This is a genomic window from Paraburkholderia terricola, assembly GCF_003330825.1.
Classification (GTDB): Bacteria; Pseudomonadota; Gammaproteobacteria; order Burkholderiales; family Burkholderiaceae; genus Paraburkholderia; species Paraburkholderia terricola.
In genome coordinates, this window is the sequence record NZ_CP024942.1 from 582,143 (window position 1) to 602,377 (window position 20,235).

17 protein-coding genes and 1 pseudogene are annotated in these 20,235 nt (G+C 64.7%); 4 read left to right on the forward strand and 14 right to left on the reverse strand.

Annotation, left to right across the window (positions count from 1 at the left end; translation table 11 throughout):
• Positions 1-9 precede the first annotated feature (9 nt).
• From CUJ90_RS21115 to CUJ90_RS21155, 9 genes are all read right to left on the reverse strand, one after another.
• Positions 10-483, reverse strand: coding sequence for a VOC family protein (locus CUJ90_RS21115; RefSeq protein ID WP_114163851.1), 474 nt, complete (start codon positions 481-483; stop codon positions 10-12).
• Positions 484-693: 210 nt separating this feature from the next.
• Positions 694-2,127, reverse strand: a complete 1,434-nt coding sequence (locus CUJ90_RS21120) for an efflux transporter outer membrane subunit (protein WP_114164673.1) — start codon at positions 2,125-2,127, stop codon at positions 694-696.
• Between the two features lie 10 nt (positions 2,128-2,137).
• Positions 2,138-3,709, reverse strand: coding sequence for a DHA2 family efflux MFS transporter permease subunit (locus CUJ90_RS21125; protein WP_114164672.1), 1,572 nt, complete (start codon positions 3,707-3,709; stop codon positions 2,138-2,140).
• A gap of 7 nt (positions 3,710-3,716) precedes the next feature.
• Positions 3,717-4,808, reverse strand: coding sequence for an HlyD family secretion protein (locus CUJ90_RS21130; RefSeq protein WP_208645281.1), 1,092 nt, complete (start codon positions 4,806-4,808; stop codon positions 3,717-3,719).
• Positions 4,809-4,894: 86 nt separating this feature from the next.
• Positions 4,895-5,317 (reverse strand): MarR family winged helix-turn-helix transcriptional regulator, encoded by a 423-nt coding sequence (locus tag CUJ90_RS21135; protein ID WP_083082620.1) that lies wholly within the window; start codon positions 5,315-5,317, stop codon positions 4,895-4,897.
• A 79-nt stretch (positions 5,318-5,396) separates the two neighbouring features.
• Positions 5,397-5,819, reverse strand: coding sequence for a MarR family winged helix-turn-helix transcriptional regulator (locus tag CUJ90_RS21140; protein ID WP_083082621.1), 423 nt, complete (start codon positions 5,817-5,819; stop codon positions 5,397-5,399).
• A gap of 156 nt (positions 5,820-5,975) precedes the next feature.
• Positions 5,976-6,866, reverse strand: coding sequence for a transglutaminase family protein (locus CUJ90_RS21145; RefSeq protein WP_073430846.1), 891 nt, complete (start codon positions 6,864-6,866; stop codon positions 5,976-5,978).
• Positions 6,863-9,541 carry a circularly permuted type 2 ATP-grasp protein gene (locus CUJ90_RS21150; RefSeq protein WP_114163853.1) on the reverse strand — a complete coding sequence of 893 codons (2,679 nt, stop codon included), beginning with the start codon at positions 9,539-9,541 and terminating at the stop codon, positions 6,863-6,865. Before CUJ90_RS21150 ends, CUJ90_RS21145 begins: the two co-directional genes overlap by 4 nt.
• Before the next feature lie 64 nt (positions 9,542-9,605).
• Entirely contained in the window at positions 9,606-13,085 is a 3,480-nt protein-coding gene (locus CUJ90_RS21155) for a transglutaminase family protein (protein WP_114163854.1), read from the reverse strand.
• A gap of 19 nt (positions 13,086-13,104) precedes the next feature.
• Between CUJ90_RS21155 and CUJ90_RS32450 the strand changes: the two genes are divergently transcribed.
• Both CUJ90_RS32450 and CUJ90_RS21160 read left to right on the forward strand, forming a co-directional pair.
• On the forward strand, positions 13,105-13,458 hold the full coding sequence (locus CUJ90_RS32450; RefSeq protein ID WP_143031965.1) for a hypothetical protein: 354 nt from the start codon (positions 13,105-13,107) through the stop codon (positions 13,456-13,458).
• A pseudogene (locus tag CUJ90_RS21160) lies at positions 13,455-14,519 on the forward strand (zinc-binding metallopeptidase family protein); the annotation flags it as partial. The gene CUJ90_RS32450 and the pseudogene CUJ90_RS21160, both read left to right, overlap by 4 nt.
• A gap of 544 nt (positions 14,520-15,063) precedes the next feature.
• Here the strand turns inward: CUJ90_RS21160 and CUJ90_RS21165 are convergent.
• Together CUJ90_RS21165 and CUJ90_RS32685 are read right to left on the reverse strand one after the other, a co-directional pair.
• Positions 15,064-15,486 (reverse strand): phasin family protein, encoded by a 423-nt coding sequence (locus CUJ90_RS21165; protein ID WP_114163856.1) that lies wholly within the window; start codon positions 15,484-15,486, stop codon positions 15,064-15,066.
• A 140-nt stretch (positions 15,487-15,626) separates the two neighbouring features.
• Positions 15,627-15,794, reverse strand: coding sequence for a hypothetical protein (locus tag CUJ90_RS32685; RefSeq protein ID WP_161553713.1), 168 nt, complete (start codon positions 15,792-15,794; stop codon positions 15,627-15,629).
• Between the two features lie 117 nt (positions 15,795-15,911).
• Here CUJ90_RS32685 and CUJ90_RS21170 point away from each other — a divergent pair, with 117 nt between their 5' ends.
• Positions 15,912-16,376 (forward strand): tetratricopeptide repeat protein, encoded by a 465-nt coding sequence (locus CUJ90_RS21170; protein WP_114163857.1) that lies wholly within the window; start codon positions 15,912-15,914, stop codon positions 16,374-16,376.
• An 828-nt stretch (positions 16,377-17,204) separates the two neighbouring features.
• Here CUJ90_RS21170 and CUJ90_RS21175 read toward each other — a convergent pair.
• Positions 17,205-18,302, reverse strand: coding sequence for an NADH:flavin oxidoreductase/NADH oxidase (locus tag CUJ90_RS21175; RefSeq protein WP_114163858.1), 1,098 nt, complete (start codon positions 18,300-18,302; stop codon positions 17,205-17,207).
• Between the two features lie 86 nt (positions 18,303-18,388).
• On the opposite strand from CUJ90_RS21175, the gene CUJ90_RS21180 reads away from it, so the two are divergent.
• Positions 18,389-18,718, forward strand: a complete 330-nt coding sequence (locus CUJ90_RS21180) for an ArsR/SmtB family transcription factor (protein WP_073430839.1) — start codon at positions 18,389-18,391, stop codon at positions 18,716-18,718.
• Positions 18,719-18,828: 110 nt separating this feature from the next.
• On the opposite strand, the gene CUJ90_RS21185 is transcribed toward CUJ90_RS21180, so the two are convergent.
• Positions 18,829-19,020: a hypothetical protein gene (locus CUJ90_RS21185; RefSeq protein ID WP_114163859.1), complete on the reverse strand. Its 192-nt coding sequence runs from the start codon at positions 19,018-19,020 to the stop codon at positions 18,829-18,831.
• Between the two features lie 74 nt (positions 19,021-19,094).
• Positions 19,095-20,087 (reverse strand): LacI family DNA-binding transcriptional regulator, encoded by a 993-nt coding sequence (locus CUJ90_RS21190; protein ID WP_114163860.1) that lies wholly within the window; start codon positions 20,085-20,087, stop codon positions 19,095-19,097.
• Between the last annotated feature and the right edge of the window lie 148 nt (positions 20,088-20,235).

The following is a 20,235-nucleotide window of genomic DNA, read 5'->3' on the forward strand; positions in this document are numbered from 1 at the left end:
ACGTCGCCCCTAACCTGTCGTTCCCGCATACGCGGCTTTCAGCGCCGCAACGTCGAACTTCACCATGGTCAACATGACGTCGGCAACACGCTTGGCCTTGACCGGATCGGGATCAGCCATCATCTGAACGAGATCGTTAGGCACGATCTGCCACGAAACGCCGAAGCGGTCTTTCAGCCAGCCGCACTCCTCGGGCACACCGCCGCCCTCTAGAAGCGCGTTCCAATAGCGATCGAGTTCCGCCTGATCATTGCAGTTGACCATAAGCGATATCGCGTGGTTGAACGGGTCGAGTCGCCCGGCGCTCATGGCGATGAAAGGCTGCCCGAAGAGAACGAACTCGACAACCTTCGTCGAGCCAGCGCTCGGCACCCCGGTGACTCGAACGACGCGCGAATCCGGAAAGATATTCGCATAGAAAGCAGCGGCCTCCTCGGCTTCGTTGGCGTACCAGAGAAAAGGCGTGATCTTCTGAATTGTCATCGCAAATCTCCTGTCAGTTTCCACTGGATGTGGAGGCGAGCCGCACACCGGTAACGCATACGGCAATCTCCTCCGTCTATGCGGGTTCCTTCAATATCGGCCCTGACGGTGGTCGACGCATCTTCGCCCGCAATTGTCGCGATTGTATTCCCGAACCGCTCCGACGAGGAGCCGCGCTCAACGCCGCAAGAACCACGACCGCGGAGATCGTCAGTTTTCCGACGATACCGTCGTGACGGTTTCACGCGCATCCCAGCCGCCGCCGAGCGACCGGTACAACGCCACGGCCGCGAGCGCATGCTCGCGCCTCGCCTGATTCAACGATTCCGCGTCGCGCAGATACGCCTCTTGCGCCGCGAGCACGTCGAGGAAACTCGATGCCCCGCCCTTGTACAGTTCACTCGACAAACGCAGCGCCTGGTTCGATGCATCGAGCGCGCCGCCAAGACGCTCCACCTGTACGGCGCCGTTCACCAGATCGCTGCGGTTGTCCTCGATCTCCTTGAGCGCTTGCAACATGGTCTGCTGCAAGCCGAGTTGCGATTCGCGCATGCGGCTTTCGCTCGCGTCGATGTTCGCGGTAATGCGGCCCGCGTTGAAGATCGGACTCGTCGCGTTCAATGCGGCGCTAAAGAGATTGTCGGTGAGCGTCGGCAGGCCGAGATAGGACGACGCCAACAAGCCGTCGGCGAGATTGAGCCTGAACTGCGGATAGCGCTGCGCTTTCGACACGCCCACTTCCGCCGCGCGCTGTTCGACAGCCGCATACGCATTGCGAACGTCGGGGCGCTGCAGGAGTGCTTCGGACGGCAACACCCGCGGCACGCCTTGCGAGGGCACCGGAATATCGCGAGCATCGGCGAGCGTCAAACCATCCACACTCTCGGGCGTGCGCCCCGAATACACCGCGATTAAACTCAGTTGATGCTGCACCGTCGATTGCATGCGTGGAATCCGCGCCTGCAAATCCTTTAGCTGGTTCTGCGCGCGCGCGACGTCGAGTTGCGTCGACAAGCCGTATCGCAGACGCTGCTGCGTGAGCTTCAACGCGCGGGCACGGATCTGCTCGTTCTCGCTGAGAATCCGCAGTTGCGATTGCGCCCAACGCAGATCGACATATGCCGCTGCCGTGTTCGCCGCGAGCGCGAGGCGCAACTGATTCAAGGCGGACTGACGTCCCGACACCTGCGCCTGCGCCGCGAGCACCGCGAGACGTTCGCCGCCGAATACATCCGGCGTCCAGCTCGCCGCCAAACCGAAGCCGGCCTGGCGTACATAACCGAGCGGCGGCGGCGTGTTCTGGCGCGAATCGGAAGCGCTCGCGCTTGCGTTCAACTCCGGCATCAACGCCGCGCGATCCTGCGTCACGAGGTTCTGCGCCTGCTTCACGCGCTCCGCTGCCGCCTGCACGTCGAGGTTGCCGGTCAATACGGATTCGACCAGTTGATGCAGGACGGGGTCGCCGAATTGCGTCCACCATGTGTCGGCGCTCACGCTGTCTTGCGGCGCATCGACGCTCCACGCGGCCGGAGCGACGGTTTCAACCGTTTTCGGCAAATCCGCGTGCGTTTCCGGTTGCACCGCGCACGCCGCGAGCGTCAGCAGCGCGGCGCTCGCCAGTACCTTGATGATGATCGGTTTCATGTTCAATTCCTCAATGGGCATCGGGCGGCGGCGCATTATGGCCGAACGGCCGCGAGAACAGCACGCTCAGCAAACCGACCGCAAAACATAGCGACACGGCGAGAAACGTGTCGGAGAACGTCAGCACGAGCGCCTCGCGCATCAGCAGCGAATGCAACTCGCTGAGCCCCGCGTTGGCCGCATTCAGCACGTTTCCGCCAACCGCCGCGAAATGCGCGCTCTGCTGCCGCAAGATCGATTCGACCAGCGGGCGGCCCGCGTTCAAATGTTCATCGAGCCGCTCGTAATGCAGATTCAGGCGGTCGTTGAGCATCGTGCTGCTCACCGCGATGCCGATGGCGCCGCCGAGATTGCGCATCAAATTGAACAGGCCGCTCGCCGAGCGAAGCCGCGACGGCGGCAACGAGCCGAGCGCCATCGTCACGATGGGCGCGATGCTGAACTGCTGACCGATGCCGCGCAACGCCTGCGGGATCAGCAGTTCCTGCCAGCCCCATTGATTGGTCAACGGCACGTAGAGATAACAGCCGGCGCCGAACAGCACGAGGCCGAACACCATCAGCAGGCGCATGTCGACAATCCGCGCCAGCGTCGAATACGCGGCCAGCGCGATCAACTGGAAACAACCGACCGACAGCAACGCCAGGCCGATCTGCAACGAATCGAAGCCACGCACGCGCGACAAAAACAACGGCGTGAGGAACACCGTGCAGAAGATGCCAATGCCCGTGATGAACGACAGCAAACTGCCGATACCGAAGTTGCGAACCGCCAACGCACGCAAATCGACGATCGGCTCTTTCGCGGTGAACGCATGCACGAGGAACAAGAAGCCGCAAATGGCCGACACCCACGTGCATAGAATGATGACGTCGTCGCCGAACCAGTTCTTGCGCGGACCCTCTTCGAGCACATATTCGAGGCAGCCGAGAAAGCCGGACATCAGCAGGATGCCGAGGTAGTCGCCTTTTTTCAGCAGCGACAGATCGACGTTGTCGACGTGAACGTATTTCGGCACCATCAGCGTGACGGCGATGCCCGGCACGAGGTTCAGATAGAACAGCCAATGCCACGACCATTGCGACGTGATCCAGCCGCCTATCACCGGCCCGATGGTCGGCGCGAGCGAAGCCAACGCACCGATGGTGGTGGCCGCGATCAGCCGCTGTTTGCCGGGGAACAACACGAACGCCGTGGTGAACACGGTCGGGATCATCGCGGCCCCGAGCGCGCCTTGCAAGCCGCGAAACAGGATCATCGAGTTGATGTCCCATGCGAGGCCGCACAGCATGCTGGTGATCGTGAAGCCGAGTGCGGAAAAGGCGAACAGCCAGCGCGTCGAGAACACGCGCGTGAGCCAGCCGGACATCGGAATCACGAGAATCTCGGCAATCAGATACGACGTCTGCACCCACGAGAGTTCGTCCTGACTCGCGGACAATCCGCCGCCGATGTCCTTGAGGGACGACGCGACGATCTGGATATCGAGCGTCGCCATGAAAAAGCCGAGACACATGAGCGCGAACGCGAAAACCTTGGTGCGCATCGGCTGGTCGGCGGGATTGGCGAGGGGTTGAGTCATGATCGCTTTATCCGCGTGCCGGCGCGTCGACATGTACTTTCACCGTTGCCGAGAGGCCGGGCCGCAGCACGCCCTGCACGTTGCGGGGCACGTCGAGGCGGATGCGAACCGGCACGCGCTGCACGATCTTCGTGAAGTTGCCGGTGGCGTTTTCGGCGGGCAGCACACTGAAGGTCGCGCCGGTGGCCGGCGCAAGGCTCTCCACCACGCCGCGGATCCGCTGGCTCGACGCGTCCAGAGCGACGTCGACGCGATCGCCGACGTGCATCTTCTTCAGTTGGTCTTCCTTGAAGTTGGCGTCGATCCACAGTCCGCTCGCGGGCACGATCGTCAAGAGCGACACGCCCGTGTTCGCCAGCAGGCCGACGCGCGCGGTGCGGTTGCCGACATAACCGTCGATCGGCGAGCGGATCGTCGTGTACTCCACGTTCAATGCCGCGACTCGCTGTGCCGCTTGCGTGGTGGCGATACGCGCCTCGGCGTCGCCGATCTGCGCGTCGAGCACGGCAATCTGACGCTGCGCCGCGATCAGCGCCGCGCCGCTGCGATCGACCGCGGCATGCGCCTTCGTCAGATCGGCCTCGGCCCGCTCGACCACCTGGCTCGACACCGCGTCGTCCTTCACCAGTTCGCGATAGCGCGTGCGATCGGCGGCGCTGCGCGTCAGCTCGGCGCCCGAGGCTCGAACCTCGGCGGCCTGCTGGTTGATCGTCGCGAGTTGCAAGGATTTCTTCGCCTGCAATTCGGTGACCGCCGCTTGCGCGCCGCGCACTTCCGCGCTGGCTTGCGCGAGGCGGGCGTCGTAATCGCGCGCGTCGAGCCGGATCAGCACCTGGTTTGCGTGGACGAACTGATTGTCACGCACGAGTACATCGGTAACGAATCCGTTCACCTTCGGCGCCATCACGGTGACATCGCCGCCCACGTAGGCGTCGTCGGTGGTTTCCACGAAGCGGCCGACGAAGAACCAGTACGACGCCGCCAGTGCCAGCACGGCAAGCACCGAGATGATCGCGAGAAGCATCCAGGGTCTGCGCCGCGCCGATGTGGCCGAGGGCGCCGCACCGGACGGCGCGATAGTCGAAGGGGTAGTGGACATGATGTCGGTGTGTGCGTATGCACTCGTTACGTTAAAAAAAACGGCGCGTTGGATTGCGCCGACCATGCGTTAGCTGATACGAAGCTTCAGACTGAATCTCGAATGATTGCAAACAGTTCACTGCGCAATGCCGCCGCGCGCTGCACGCCGAAACGGTGCTCGAATTCGGCTTGCGCGGCATGCCAATGCTGACGTCCGGCTTGTAACAGTTCTTCGCCTGCACTGGTGAGCGAAATGGACAGTGTGCGCACATCCGCGCCGAGCGCCTCGCTCGCTATCAGGCCGTTGCGCCGCAGCGGCTGAATCGTGCGAACGAGCGTAGTGCGCTGCATGCGCATGGTGTCGGCCAATTGCTTCATCGTCATCGGACCGGCGCGCTTCAGGCGCCCCAGCAGCGAAAACTGCGTGATAGTGAGTCCGACATTCGCCAGATGGCGGTCGTAAAGCTGCGATACGTGACGTGCGGCCTGACGGATCGCAAAGCAGTCGTCGTCGAATGGCCCTTCCATTGCGCGCTTCCCTCACTCAAAGTGCGTATGCACATACACGGATGCAACGATGCTCGCCAAAGCGAACACGCGTGCGTTGTTAACCGGTGATGCCGAATAATTCGGCGCGCAGCACCTTGGCGCGCCCGCGCCCGAACCTGGATTCGAATTCGTCCTGCGCGGCGCGCCATGCAATGGCGGCCTGATCGAAAGTGGCTTCGCCCTTCTCCGTCAAGCTGAACAGATAAGTGCGGCCGTCATGCTCCGCCGATTCGGCGGCGACGAGGCCGTCGCGCTGCAACGGCTTCATGGCGCGGACCAGCGTGGTGCGCTCCATCACCATCGAGTCCGCCAGATCCGCGATGGGCAGGTTCGGCTTGCGCGCGAGCTTGGCGAGAATCGTGAACTGCGCGGCCGTCAGCCCGACCGGGCGAAGATGGCGCTCATACATTTGCGTGACGCGCCGGGCCGCCTGGCGCAGCGCGAAACAGTTGCATTCGTCGTAAGAGAGGGGGCGGTTCATGATCGGCAGTGTAGGTGTGCATACGCACAGCGTCAAGTTCAATTGCAGCACTGCAGTGTTGCAAAAACGGCAAGCGGCGCTTTTTTGGCGAACATGCGCGGGCACGCGAGCGGCGGACAAGCGGCTTGCCGAACCGAAATGAAATACGGCGAAGGGCTAAAGCGCGAGAACGGTCACGCCCACTTCCACCCGATGCGCGCCGCCGCCGAGAATCATCCCGCGCAGCAAGGACACGTCGCTGTAGTCGCGGCCGATCGCGAGCGTCACGTGATCCCTATCTGCGAGCACGTCGTTGGTGGGGTCGAGATCGATCCAGCCGCTCTCGGGACAATGCACCGACACCCACGCATGCGACGCATCCGCGCCGATCAAACGCGGCTGCCCAGGCGGCGGATCGTTGCGCAGATAACCGCTCACATAGCGCGCCGGCAAACCCAGCGAACGCAAGCAGCCGATCATCACCTGCGCGAAATCCTGGCACACGCCGCTCTTCAATTCGAAGGCGCGCTCGGCCGGCGTGTCGAACATCGTCGCCGAAGGTTTGTATGCGAAGTCTTCGTGAATCCGGTGCATCAGATCGATCGCCCCCGCGGCGATCGGCGTGCCAGGCGCAAAGCTCGGCAACGCATACGCGCGCAGCGACGGCCGCGGCACGATATTCGGCGACGCGAAGCAGAACTCGACCTCGGGCCGGAACTGCCCGCCCACGCGAAAGCGCAGCGCGTCGGCCACGTCTTCCCATGGTGGCGTCGCATCGGGATCGAGATCGGTCCAGCGCGGCATGAGCGCCACCGTCGTTTCGCTGACGAGTTGCAGCCGCTCGTGCGGCGCATCGAGCGCGAAGTACAGCACGTCGTTGCCGAACGCGTCGATCCGGCTATGCAGATACGACGGTTCCGGCTCGATGCGTTCCTCGTGCGAGACCACGCGTTGCCAGGCGCACGCGATCGGCCGGATGGTCGCGAGATGCTGCGCCGTTTCCACATACGTGGAGTAATGGTAGGTCGTGCGATGCGAGACGGACAGCACGGTCGGCGTGTGCTTCATGACCACACCTGCGACGCCACCGTACTCGCGTGACTGAAATAGCGCGCGCTGATCTCATGCGCGGCGGCGCCGACAAAACCGCCGATCTGATCGCACATTGCAATCAGATCGACGTAGGCGCCGTTTTCATCGGTTGCGCACAGCGCTTCGAGCGTCGGCAGCGACGCGGCGTGCGGCATCAGTTCCGCGAACGGACGATGCCGCACGCTGCCCGCCGCCACCGCGATCTCATCGAGCTTCTTGCGCAAACGCTCATAGACGCCGTAGATACCGCGCGGATTGGTCGGCTCGATCACCAGCAGATCCAGCAGGGCCGGCACTTCGAAACGGCCTGGATAAAGCGAGCGATACGTCAGCGTGCAGTCGAAGAATTGCAGCAGCAGATCGAAACCGGCGGGCGTCGCGAGTTGGCCTTTATCGGCGACCACGCGGAGAAACGACGTCATCGCCGACACGCGTTCGATATGCCGCCCGACGAACAGCAAACGCCAGGCTTCGTCGCGCGTCATGCGATCGCCTTGCGCGCCGCTGATCGCCGACAACTGCACCGAGAGATGTTCGAGCGCATTCATCAGCGTCACGCGGTCGTAACGATCGTAGCGTTCGCCGCGGCCATTCAGGCCGCCGTTGCCCTGTCCGTTGCCGGAGCCGTTGCTAGACCCGTTGCCATTGCCCTGCGACGCGCCCCCGCTGAAACCAGGCGCCGGCATCAGCATGTGCAACGCATCGCGGAAGTCGTTGCGCGACGCGAGAATCGTGCGCCAATGATCGTTCGACAAGCGCCCGCGTACTTCACCATTCGAGCGCGCCTGGCACTGCAGGTTCTGCCCGATGCTCGACGCGCCGGTGCTCTCGCTCAGATTCGCGACCAGCGCGCGCTCGAAAGCTTGCGGCGAATGCGGCGAGAACATGTCGCCGGACTGCACGAGCCCGCAGTAATTCGCGAGCTCGACGAGCGTGGGGAACATCGCGTCGGCGTCGTTGCCTTCCAGCGAGCCGAGAATCAGCCGCAGCAGCCGCACGTTGTTTTCCGCGCGCTCGCCGTAACGCCCGGCCCAGTAGAGGTTTTCCGCCGCGCGGCTCGACACGGTGCGATGCTTGCGCGCGAGATCGGCGGGCTGCATCGGCGAAGGCAGCAGCGTGAAGGTCGAGGTCGGCTGGCTCGACAGCACCCACGTATCGACACTGCTGCCGCCGTATTGCATCGAGACCGTCGGCTGGCGCTCGGCGGCCATGCGCGTGAAGCCGCCCGGCATCACATGCCAGCCGCCGTTCACGTCGGCGATCGCATAGACGCGCAACACCGACGGACGGCGGCCAATGGTGCCTTCCTCGTAACGCGGCGTGCAGGAGAAACGTTGCGACTGCTGGATCGTGTAGTTGTCAGGCATGGCTTCGATACGTTCGCGCCACGTCGAAAGCCGCTGCCTGCCGTGCTCGATGCCGGGCGGCGCGTCGCGCGCGGCGAGCGGCCACGTCGGCACGATCAACGCTTCGTCCAGGCGCGCGAACGCGTGTTCGCGCGCCGCCTCTTCGCCGCACCACCAGGTCGCCACGCTCGGCAGCAGTAGATCCTCATCGAGCAGCACTTCGGCGATGCCCGGCAGAAACCCGTGCAAGGCCGGCGATTCGACAAAACCCGAGCCCGGCACGTTGGAGACGATCACGTTGCCCGCGCGCATCACCTGCAACAAGCCGGGCACGCCGATGCTCGAATCGGCGCGCAGTTCGACCGGGTCGCAGAACGCATCGTCCAGACGGCGCAGCACGACGTGCACGCGTTCGAGACCGGCGAGCGTCTTCAGATAGAGCATGTCGTCGCGTACCGTGAGGTCCTTGCCCTCCACCAGCGTGACGCCCAGATAACGCGCGAGAAACACGTGCTCGAAGTAAGTTTCGCTGAACGGCCCCGGCGTGAGCAAGGCGATATGCGCCGACGTCTCGGCGCCGTCATGATCGTGCCGCATCGTGGCCTGGGCCGCCTGCGCGAGCGTCGCGATCAGTTGCGAATAGGTCGGCGCGAGGCGGCTCACGCGCATCGCGCGAAACGGATCGGCGAACAGCGCCGACACGATCAGCCGGTTTTCGAGCGCGTAGCCGAGCCCGGAGGGCGCTTCGGTGCGATGCGCCATCACGGTCCAGTCGCCGCCGGGCATGCGCGCGAGATCGACCGCCACCACTTGCAGGAATTGCCCGCCGGGCGGCGCATAGCCCTTCACCGAGCGCAGATAGCCGGGATGACCGAACACCAGCGCGGGCGGCAACTGCCCGCGCTCGAGCAAGGTCTGCGGCCCATAGATATCGGCGACGATCGCATTGAGCAGATGCGCGCGCTGCGTCACGCCACGCTCGATGTGCGCCCACTCGGCCTCGCTGATCAGGAACGGCAGCAGATCGAGCGCCCACGGCCGCGGCTCGCCGTTGTCCGCGTAGACGTTGTAGCTGATGTCGTTATCGCGGATCTGCTGCGCGATGGACGCGCAGTGATCGTCGAGCCGCGCGATGCCGTCTTCGCCCAGCCGCTCGAAGAACTGCCGCCACGGTTCGCGCAAGGCGCCCGACGCGTCGCGCAACTCGTCCCAGTGTCCTTCGTGGGCCGGCAACAGCCGCAGCAAGGACGAAGCGTCCGCGCGCGCCGCGGACGTTTCGAAGGGAAAAGTCGATTGAAAGGCCAAGGTCGTGTCGTTCTTTAGTGTGCCGCGGCGTGCTGGATATGCCGCGGCGTGTCAGTCTACCAGGTTACCAATAGCGCAGGTCCAGCGTGAACGGAAACTCGAGGCTGCGCTGCGGCGTATCGACCGCGAGCGGCCCCGGCGTATGCCCCGATGCGAAGAACCGCGCACGCCGCCGGCTTTCCGCCTCGTAAGCGTTGACCGGGAAGGTCTGGTAGTTGCGCCCGCCCGGATGAGCGACATGATACTGGCATCCGCCGACCGAGCGGCCGCTCCATGTATCGACCAGGTCGAACGTGAGCGGCGCATCCACGCCGATGGTCGGATGCAGCGCCGATGGCTGCGACCACGCGCGAAAGCGCACCCCGGCCACATATTCGCTGACGCGCCCAGTGGGTTGCAACGGAACCGGCACGCCGTTGACCGTCAGCACATGGCGGTTATCGTTCAAACCGAGCGCGCGCACCTCGAGCCGCTCAACGGACGAATCCACGTAACGCACCGTGCCGCCCGGCGAACCCTCCTCGCCCATCACGTGCCAGGGTTCGAGCGCGTTGCGGATCGTCAGCGAGACGCCGTTTACCGTCGCCTCGCCCACCAGCGGGAAGCGGAATTCGAAGTGCGGCGCGAACCAGCCGCTGTCGAACGCGAAGCCCGCGCGGTTCAGTTCGTCGAGCACGTCGTCGAAATCCATCTTCACGAAGGTGCCGAGCATGAAGCGGTCGTGCAGTTCGGTGCCCCAGCGCGTGAGCCGCTGCGTGTACGGCGTGTGCCAGAAGCGCGCCACCAGCGCGCGCAGCAGCAACTGCTGCACGAGACTCATGCGCGCGTGCGGCGGCATTTCGAAGCCGCGCAATTCGAGCAGGCCGAGGCGCCCGGTCGGGCCATCGGGCGAATAGAGCTTGTCGATGCAGAACTCGCTGCGGTGCGTGTTGCCCGTCACGTCGATCAGAATGTTGCGCAACGAGCGGTCGATCATCCACGCCGGCAGGTTCGCGCTGTCGCGGCCGCCGAGCAGATCGATCTGCCGCTGCAATTCGCGGAACGCGACTTCCAGTTCATACACCTGGTCGTTGCGGGCTTCGTCGATACGCGGCGCCTGGCTGGTCGGCCCGATGAAGAGCCCCGAGAACAGATACGACAGCGAAGGATGGTTGTGCCAGTACGCGATCAGGCTCGCGAGCAGATCGGGACGGCGCAGGAACGGACTGTCCGCGGGCGTCGCGCCGCCGAGCACGAAGTGATTGCCGCCGCCGGTTCCGGTATGGCGGCCGTCGGTCATGAACTTCTCGCTGCTCAGATAGCTTTCGGCGGCGGATTGGTACAGGTACTCGGTGTGATCGACCAGTTGCTCCCAGTTCGAAGCCGGATGAATGTTCACCTCGATCACGCCGGGGTCCGGCGTCACCTGCAGCACCTTCAGACGCGCATCGCGCGGCGGCGGATAGCCTTCGATCACCACCTGCATCCGCAACTCGGCCGCCGTGGCCTCGATCGCGGCGAGCAGTTCGAGGTAATCGTCCAGTTCGGTGAGCGGCGGCATGAACACATGCAGGAGCGTGCGGCCGCTGCCGAACGTCTCGGCTTCGGCCTTCGGTCCGGCGGCACGTTTGGGATCGCGCGCCTCGACGCAGATCGCCGTGCGAACCGTGTCCTTCGACGACTCCCCGCGCGCGGGCGGCGACAGGTTTGCCGCGTCGGCGTCGGCTGCATGGCCCAGCGCGCCGCTGCCCGCCATGCCGCTCAACAACTCCGCCGCCGATGACGACAACCCCGCCACACGCCGCGCGTCGGCGGTGGTCATCTTGCGGGAGTCGCCGTCGAACTGCATGCGCAGCTGCGCGGCCGAACGCAACGGCACCGGCGGCGCAAACGGATCGTGCGCGTGCTGATACGGATAGTCGGTTTTCGACACCCACGGCAGCGAGTCGAGCGGCAGCCGATAACCCATCGGCGAGTCGCCGGGAATCAGGAACATGTGCTCGTCGCGCAGAAACCAGCGGCCGGTGACCCATCGGGGCGGCTCGTGCGGCACGTCGCGCTCGCGCGCGAGCGGCAGGACATAGCCGGTCGCGCCGCCCAGGCCCGCGTCGAATACGCGCCGCAAGCGCACGCGCTCCAGCTCGTCGTCGAGTCGCGCGTCGAGCGGATCGACGTTGACCGGCAGACGGCGCTCGCGCCACAGGTAGTACCAGACGTCCTCGAAACCGGCGTGGATGCAGTCCTTGTCGAGCTCCAGCTTCGCGGCCAGGTGCGCGAGGAAGCGTTTCGCGTCGTCGGCGGTATAGGTGCCGGGCTCGCGTTCGTCGGCGAACAGCGTGGCGTCTTGCCAGCACGGCTCGCCGTCGGCGCGCCAGTACAGCGACATCGCCCAGCGCGGCAACTGCTCGCCCGGATACCACTTGCCCTGGCCGGTATGCAGAAAGCCGTTCGCGCCGTAGCGCGAGCGCAGCTTCTCCATCAGCGTGACCGCGTAGCTGCGCTTGGTCGGGCCGAGCGCGTCGGTGTTCCATTCGGCGGCGTCGCGGTCGCGCACCGAGACGAAGGTCGGCTCGCCGCCCATCGTCAGGCGCACGTCCATCTCGGCGAGGCGTTCGTCGACCTGTGCGCCCATCTTCAGCACGTCGCTCCACACGTCCTCGCTGAACGGTTTGGTGACGCGCGGCGTCTCCAGCACGCGTTCGATCGACATGGTGTGCTCGAACTCGACCTCGGACTCGTCGACCGCGCCGGAGATCGGCGCGGCGCTGCCGGGCTCGGGCGTGCAGGCGACGGGAATGTGCCCTTCGCCGGCGAGCAGGCCGGAAGTGGGATCGAGTCCGATCCAGCCCGCGCCCGGCAGATACACCTCGCACCACGCGTGCAGGTCGGTGAAGTCGACTTCGGTGCCGCTCGGGCCGTCGATGGATTTGACGTCCGGCGCGAGTTGCAGCAAATAGCCGGACACGAAACGCGCCGCCAGCCCCAGTTGCCTGAGCGTCTCGACCAGCAGCCAGCCGGAATCGCGGCACGACCCCGCCGCGCTCACCAGCGTCTCCTCGGGCGTCTGCACGCCGGGCTCCATGCGGATCAGGTAGCGAATCTCGCGTTGCAGCCGCTGGTTCAGCGCGACGAGGAAATCGGCGGTGCCTGCCGGCGTGCGGTCGATGCTCGCGACGAACTCCCTGAAGCGCGGCGTCATCGCGCGCTTGACGCGGTACGGCGCGAGTTCGAGCGCGAGGTCGGGCGAATAGTCGAAGGGAAACTGCTCGGCCGATGGTTCCAGAAAGAAATCGAACGGGTTATAGACGGCCATCTCGGCGACCAGGTCCACGGTCACCTTGAATTCGCGCGTTTTCTCGGGAAAGACGAGCCGCGCCTGATAGTTGGCGAACGCATCCTGCTGCCAGTTGATAAAGTGCTCGGCCGGCTCGACCCGCATCGAATAAGACAGAATGGGGGTCCGGCAATGCGGCGCAGGCCTCAGACGCACGACCTGGGGCGACAGCGAAACCAGCCTGTCGTAGCGGTAATGTGTGACATGATTCAACGCGACGCGTATGGACACACGGACTCCTGGACGAAGGATGGCAGCCCGCCAAAAAGCAAGCTTCATGCCGTTTGTGGAACAAGCGCGAAAAACCGCGCGAACCGTCTGCTTTGCTCCGGATGACAGCCTGCTGCAAAGTTTGCCGCGTGCGCCGATCGTCCGGTCGATCGAACAGCGCGTCTTTCCACTGCCTTTTACAAGGCGGCGCACCAAAGCGGCGCAGCGCCGATGCACGATCATGCACGTAATGTGCGTTAAAGCAGTGACCTGTGGCAAATGCGGTACGACGATTGCGACGCTCGAGAAGCGCCGTGGTCGCCGCGCGCCGCCCGCGGCCAAAGCACGCCATGCTCACCATGACCGCCACTCACTACTCGGGCTCGACCCATGAAAACCTTCCACTGCAACCGCTGCTCGCATCTCGTCTTCTACGAAAACGTTCGCTGCGAACGTTGCGAGGCGTTGCTGGGCTACGTGCCTGAACTGGCCGAGATCAGCGCGTTCGAGGACGCCGGCGAGGGACGCTGGCGCAGCCTGCATCCGGGCGCCGAAGGTGCGTTGTTCCGCCAGTGCCACAACTACGCCGTCGAAAACGTCTGCAACTGGATGATCCCCGCCGACTCGCCGGACACGCTGTGCCGCGCCTGTCAGCTAACCCGAACGATTCCGAATCTGAGCGCGCCGGAAAACCGGCTCTACTGGTATCGCCTGGAGGTGGCCAAGCGGCGTCTGCTTTACACGCTGGCCGCGCTCGGCCTCGACGTCAAATCGCGCGAGACCGATCCCGAACGCGGGCTCGCCTTCGAATTCCTCGAGGACAGCGACGACGGTTCGCGCGTGATGACCGGCCACGACAACGGCCTGATCACGCTGAACATCGCTGAAGCCGACGATGCCTACCGCGAGAAAATCCGCAGCGCGATGGGCGAGCCTTACCGGACGCTGCTCGGCCACTTCCGTCACGAGACGGGCCATTACTACTTCAGCCAGCTCGTGGAGAACAACCCGCGCTGGATCGAGCCGTATCGCAAGCTGTTCGGCGACGAGCGCGCCGATTACGGCGAGTCGCTCACCGCCTACTATCGTGACGGCGCGCCGGCCGAATGGCAGGCGTCGTACATCAGCGCGTATGCCACGATGCATCCCTGGGAAGACTGGGCGGAGACGTGGGCGCATTACATGCTGATCGTCGACGTGCTCGACACCGCGACGTCATACGGTGTCGCGCTGCTGCCCGACGACCCAAGCGAACCGACCCTGACCGACCGCACGCCGGTGGAAGACGCGAGCTTCGATAATCTGATGAAGCGCTGGTTTCCGCTCACGTATGCGCTGAACAGCCTGAACCGCAGCCTCGGCATGCCGGATGGCTACCCGTTCACGCTGGCCGCGCCGGTGGTGGGAAAGCTGCGCTTCGTGCATCGGGTGATCGCGGAGGCCGGCGACAAGTCGCAGCCGCGCGAAGCGGCGGCCCCGCCGACGAAGGCGACGCCGCCGTCAGCGCCGCGGCGCGTCGCGCGGACCGGCGCGGGACGCAAGGCGGCTGCGCCGTCCGCGACGCAAACTGCTGCGCAGCCGGTGACGCAGGCTGTGGTGCGGACCGACGTGCAGACGGTCGCGCCGCATGCGCCGTTGCCATTGCCATTGCCATTGCCTTCGGCAAAGCAGCCGGCAACGCCACTGTCGAACGCGGCACCGGTCGCGCCGACGATCGTGGTGCAGGCAGCGGATCGAGCGGTAGTGTCCGAAGCTTCCGTACTGGCGGCACCGCCGTTGCAATCGGAAGACGCAGCCGCCGTCAAGGGAACACGGCCCAAGCGGACAGCGCGGCGCAGCTAGGCCAAAGAGACGCCTTCATGCGAAGCCTTTCATGCGAAACGAAAGCGGCGACATGAATCGTTTCGCCCAATAAAAATGCCGCGGACAACTCGGGGTTATCCGCGGCGTCGGCTTGCCTTCTTCGTGATGCCGACGCGATCGAACGCGCGGGCGCCGGCTACTTTTTCTGCTGATCGAGGAGCGACTTGAGCTCCGCAACATTTTCCTCGACGCGCTTCGCGATCACCGCATACGACTCGGCTTGCGTCTGATAGGCGGCTTGCGCGAGTTGCTGCATGTCGGCGAGCGACTTGTGCAGACTCTGCTGGATCAACTCCGCCGCTTTCGGCGACGGCGCGCCGCCGGCGGACAACTGCCCCGTCAGCGACTGCAACTCGCTCAGCGTGGTGCGCAACATGTCGGCCTGTTTCTGCGCGAGCGACTGCATGCCCTGGAAGGCCGTCTGATTCGCCTGAACCAGTGCTTCCACGTCCTTGCGTCGCGCTTCCATGATGGCGGGTACGTCGAAGCCGGGGAGCTTGAACTGCTCCAGCATTTTGGTGAAATCGCCAAACGGATTGGCGGCGTCAGGTCGGTCCATGCGAAATCCTCCTTCACGGTTGAGTACTCGCCCGCGGTGCATCGCCGCGATGTGCTTCTCTCACGCATGCACCGATGGCCTCGCGTGCGCCGCGCGCCCCGCCGACGCGTGAACGTTGTGGGGTCGGACGGCACATTGCTTCAATCATGCGCCATCCAGGATGATTGCGCCAGCGGGCGCACCCTGGCCTCGATGCCGCGCGCTTCACGGCATTCGCGGTTGCGGTTGCGGTTGCGGTTGCGGTTGCGGTTGCGGTTGCGGTTGCGGTTGCGGTTGCGGTTGCGGTTGCGGTTGCGGTTGCGCGGCATGCAAGGTTCGGTAAGCGATCCGCGCCGCTTTGGTAACGCGGCAAACCGGCACGTCGCTTATCGTTGCTCCCATGCCGACGCACTGTTGCGTCGACGCTGTCCAGAGGGAGCGACATCATGAACAAGAGATTTGCGAGCGCGGCACTGGCCGCCCTGTTGACCGTGTCGGCGACGGCCGCGCTTGCCGAGGAAGCCTCACCGCCGCCAGCCATGTTCACCCCTGCGCATGGCAAGACGGAACGCGGCGACGGCCCGCCGCATGGACCGATGGGTCCGATGATGGGACCGATCGGTCCTGGCTTCGCGGTGATCAACGACCTGGAACAGTTACGCCGCCTGTATGCCATGACCGGCCGTGAAGCCGACATCATCGCGGTGTATCACGAGGTATTGAACAAGACGCAAGATCCGATGCTGCGTCACTTCGTGTACGACTCGCTGGCTCGCGAGCAGTTGAAGCCCGCCAATCCTGACCAGGCGATCGCGACGCTGCGCACCAGTCTCGCGGAAGATCTCGCCGCGGCGAACAAGCTGCCGCGCGGCATGCCGCCAGCGATGCAGCCGCCGGCTCAATCGCAGTGAGAAAACATGCGCGATGAGTTCGCGCCGGAACCGTGCCGCAGCCTGTTTGCGTCGGCGCGCGTCCACGGCAACGCCTTGAAACGAGCCAGGCGCAAACTGGAAGCGCTCCCGCCAACACGCTGCGCAGCCCGTTCGGCGCGCAGCGTTAGCTGTCCCACATAGCCGCTTCACTGCCCACTTTTCATCTTCCGTCAGGTGATTGACGATGAAAGCACTTTAACGTTAGTGCCTGGGTGAAGAAGAATGCGCTACCCACTGAACATGGCCGTTGCCGCCGCCCTACTCATCTTCGTTCTTGGCTGCATCATCAAGCTCGCCCTGAAGTGATGCCCGGAGCCGCTTGCGCGATGACATCGCGCGAAATAATTGTTGAATGGAGTTCGACGAGCGGCTCGCTCATATCTCGTTTCGCTGCCGGCGCGTACAAAACAGAACGCATGAGATCAAGGGTGTTTCACGTGCGAATGAGCTCGCCGACGATCAACGATCCCACGGTTGCCCGATCATCGAAAGCGTCATTCGAAGGCCTTCGACGGAGCATCGTGAGCGGTTGTGAAGCGCGGTGGGTTGAGTGATGTGATGGGTTTCAGCGGTGGGTTTGGGCGGTGGGTCTAAGCGGCTGGTCCCCAGCGATAGTTTTAAGCGGCAAAAGCGCGCGGCGGAGTGAAGCGAACCTCACTGCGCCGCGCGCTTTTTTGCGCTCTCGTATCCTCGGGGCGAACCTATATCGCGCTCCGCTTATTAGCGAACGACAGCGCCGGAGCCATGAACGGGCATCCCATGCGGCCGCGTGCAGTCACGCCCCGGCAAGCGATTTGCGCTCCGGGCTTACGCCACCGCGTATCGTTCGAGCCAATGCGCGTACGGCGCCGGCAGTGTCCACGAAGGCCGTTCGATGCCGAGCTTGCGCGCCGCGTGATACGGCCAGTGCGGGTCGGCCAGATGCGCGCGGCCGACCATCACCAGATCCAGTTGCCCGTTCTTCACCGAGCGGTCCGCGAGTTCCGGCGTATCGATACCCCACGCCGACGACACCGGAATCCCGGCCTCGCGGCGCACGCGCTCGGCGATCGGCGCGAGGAACGCCGGCGCCCACGGAATCGCCGCGCCCGGCGTGGAGAAGCCGACGCTCACGCTCAACATGTCCAGCCCTTCGCGCCGGAAATTCCTCGCCAGTTCGATCGACTCCGCCAGCGTTTCCTCATCGCGTCCGTCGTACTCGATCACGCCGAAGCGCGCGGTCAGCGGCAGATGTTCCGGCCACACCTTGCGCACCGCCGCCAGCGTTTCCAGCAGAAAGCGGCTGCGGTTTTCGAGGCTGCCGCCGTAGGCGTCGTCGCGTTGATTCGAGTGCGTCGAGAAGAAGCTCTGGCCCAGATAGCCGTGCGCGAAGTGCAGTTCGAGCCATTCGAAGCCCGCGTCGCGCGCGCGCCGTGCGGCGGCGACGAAGTCTTCGCGAACCCGGGCGACGTCGTCGAGCGTCATCGCCTTCGGCACCTTGGGCAGATTGCCGCCGAACGCGATCGCCGACGGCGCGATGGTCTGCCAGCCGCGGCTGTCGCCCTCGGCGATATGGTCGTCGCCCTCCCACGGACGATTGGCGCTGGCTTTGCGGCCCGCGTGACCGATCTGGATGCCCGGCACCGCGCCCGCCGCCTTGATGGACGCGACCACGGGCGCGAAGGCCTGCGCCTGCTCGTCCGTCCAGATGCCGGCGCAGCCCGGCGTGATGCGGCCTTCCGGCGACACCGCCGTGGCCTCGACGATCACGAGGCCGGCGCCGCCGCGCGCGAGACCGGCGAGGTGCACGCGGTGCCAGTCGTTGATCAGGCCGTCTTCGGCGGTGTACTGGCACATCGGCGGAATGGCGATGCGGTTGCGCAAGGAGACGTCCTTGAGCTTGTAGGGCTGAAACAATGCGGACATCGGGCTAAACTCCTGTGTATAAGCTCGTACGATAGTTCGATAAACATCGAACTATGAGTATCGCAGAAACCTTTACCATCTGCACAATGCGCACCTATAACCATCCCGCCGCCGAGGACTTGACGCTCGGACGGCTGTTCCATGCTCTCAGCGACCCCGCCCGGCTCGATATCGTCCGGCGGCTCGCCTTGGTCGAAGAAGCCACCTGCGGCGAACTCGACGGCGGGCGCCCCAAGTCGAGCGTGTCCCATCACTTTCGGATCCTGCGTGAAGCGGGGCTGGTGCGCACGCGCGTCGCCGGCACCGTGCATCAGAATTCGCTGCGGCGCGCGGAACTGGACGCCCGCTTTCCGGGCTTGATGCAGGCGATCCTCGAACAGATCGTCAGGGAGCCGGCGTTGAGTGAGTCGGCTTGAGACGCCACGGTTTGAACTAGCTGAAGGGTTCGAACTAGTCGAAGGGGTTGAACTAGCCGAAGGGGTCGAAGAGGCGAACTACGAGGTCGGGCGAGTACCGAGCCTTGCGCTCAGCCTCGTCCCAGCACGCGCATGAACGCGAAGAACGCGCTCGCCGCAAGCGCGAAGCGGAAGCCAAAGCCAAAGCCGCCGGTCACGCCCGCGGCGAATTTCGTCACCAACCCGCGCTCGATGAAATCAGCCCTGCGGCCCACAGCGCGCACAGCGACCGCCGGCCCGACATAACCGAGATCGAACAGCAAAGCGCTCCCAAACACCGACGCGATACAAACGTGGGAAGCGCGTCGAACAGACAAGGCGCCGCCTTACCCCCCACCTACCGCGCCGCCGTCGACCCGCGAATCACCAACTCGCCGGGCAGAACCAGCGAACGCGTCGACATCGACGGGTCCGCGAGCCGCTGTGTCAGCAACTGCATGGCGATCTTGCCGATCTCGTACACCGGCTGCGCGATGACGGTAATGCCCGGCGTCACGAGATCGGTCCACGAGTCGTTGTCGAAACCGGCGAGCGCGATGTCCGCGCCGGGCGTCGCGCCGCGCGCCCGCATTTCACGGTAAGCACCGAGCAGCAGCAAGCCGTTGCTCGCGACGATCGCATCCGGCCGCGACGCCGGATCGTCGGCGAGCCACGCGCCGACATGCCGCAGCGCGCTCTCCGGGCTCGGCTCGACGAACTCCGCCCGCACCGGCAAGCCATGCCGACCCAGCGCCTGCGCAAAACCGTCGTGACGTTCGCGGCCCGTGGTACTGGCGTTGCCGAACAGCCCGGCGATGCGCCGATAGCCCCGCTCTACCAGATGCTCGACGAGACGCGCCGCCGCGTCGCGGTTATCGAGCACCACCGCATCCGCGCTGCCCGCGGGACCGGCGCGGTCGATCATCACCACCGGGAAATCGTAGGCCTGCGCCTTGAAGCGCTGCGCGGCGTCGTGAGTCGGCGAATAGATGCAGCCCGTCACGCGCTCCTCTTCCATGAGCCGCAGATACATCGCCTCCTTTTCGCTGTTTTCGTCCGTGTTGCAGAGAATCACGCGCAGCCCCTGCTGATATGCGGCGTCTTCCACCGCGCGGCTGACCTCGGTAAAGAACGGGTTGCGCACGTCCGACACGATCAGGCCGATGGTGGCCGTGTCGCCCGAACGCAGCCGACGCGCGGCGGCGTTCGGGCGATAACCCAATTGCTCGATTGCGCCGAGCACCCGCTGACGCACCGCATCGCGCACCGGCCCGTTGTTCGACAGCACACGCGAGACGGTCGTGACCGACACTCCTGCCGCTTCGGCAACATCCTTGATTCGTAGATTCATGAAGTGGTATCGATTCCTTGAACCGCTCAGTATTTTCCCTGGATTGCATTCATGCCAGTGAATTCGCCGCGTCGCGGCGAGTACCGGCCAATTGGCGTTTTCCGGCCATTCTACCTGGCTTTCCGCGATTTTCACTGAAATCCGTAAC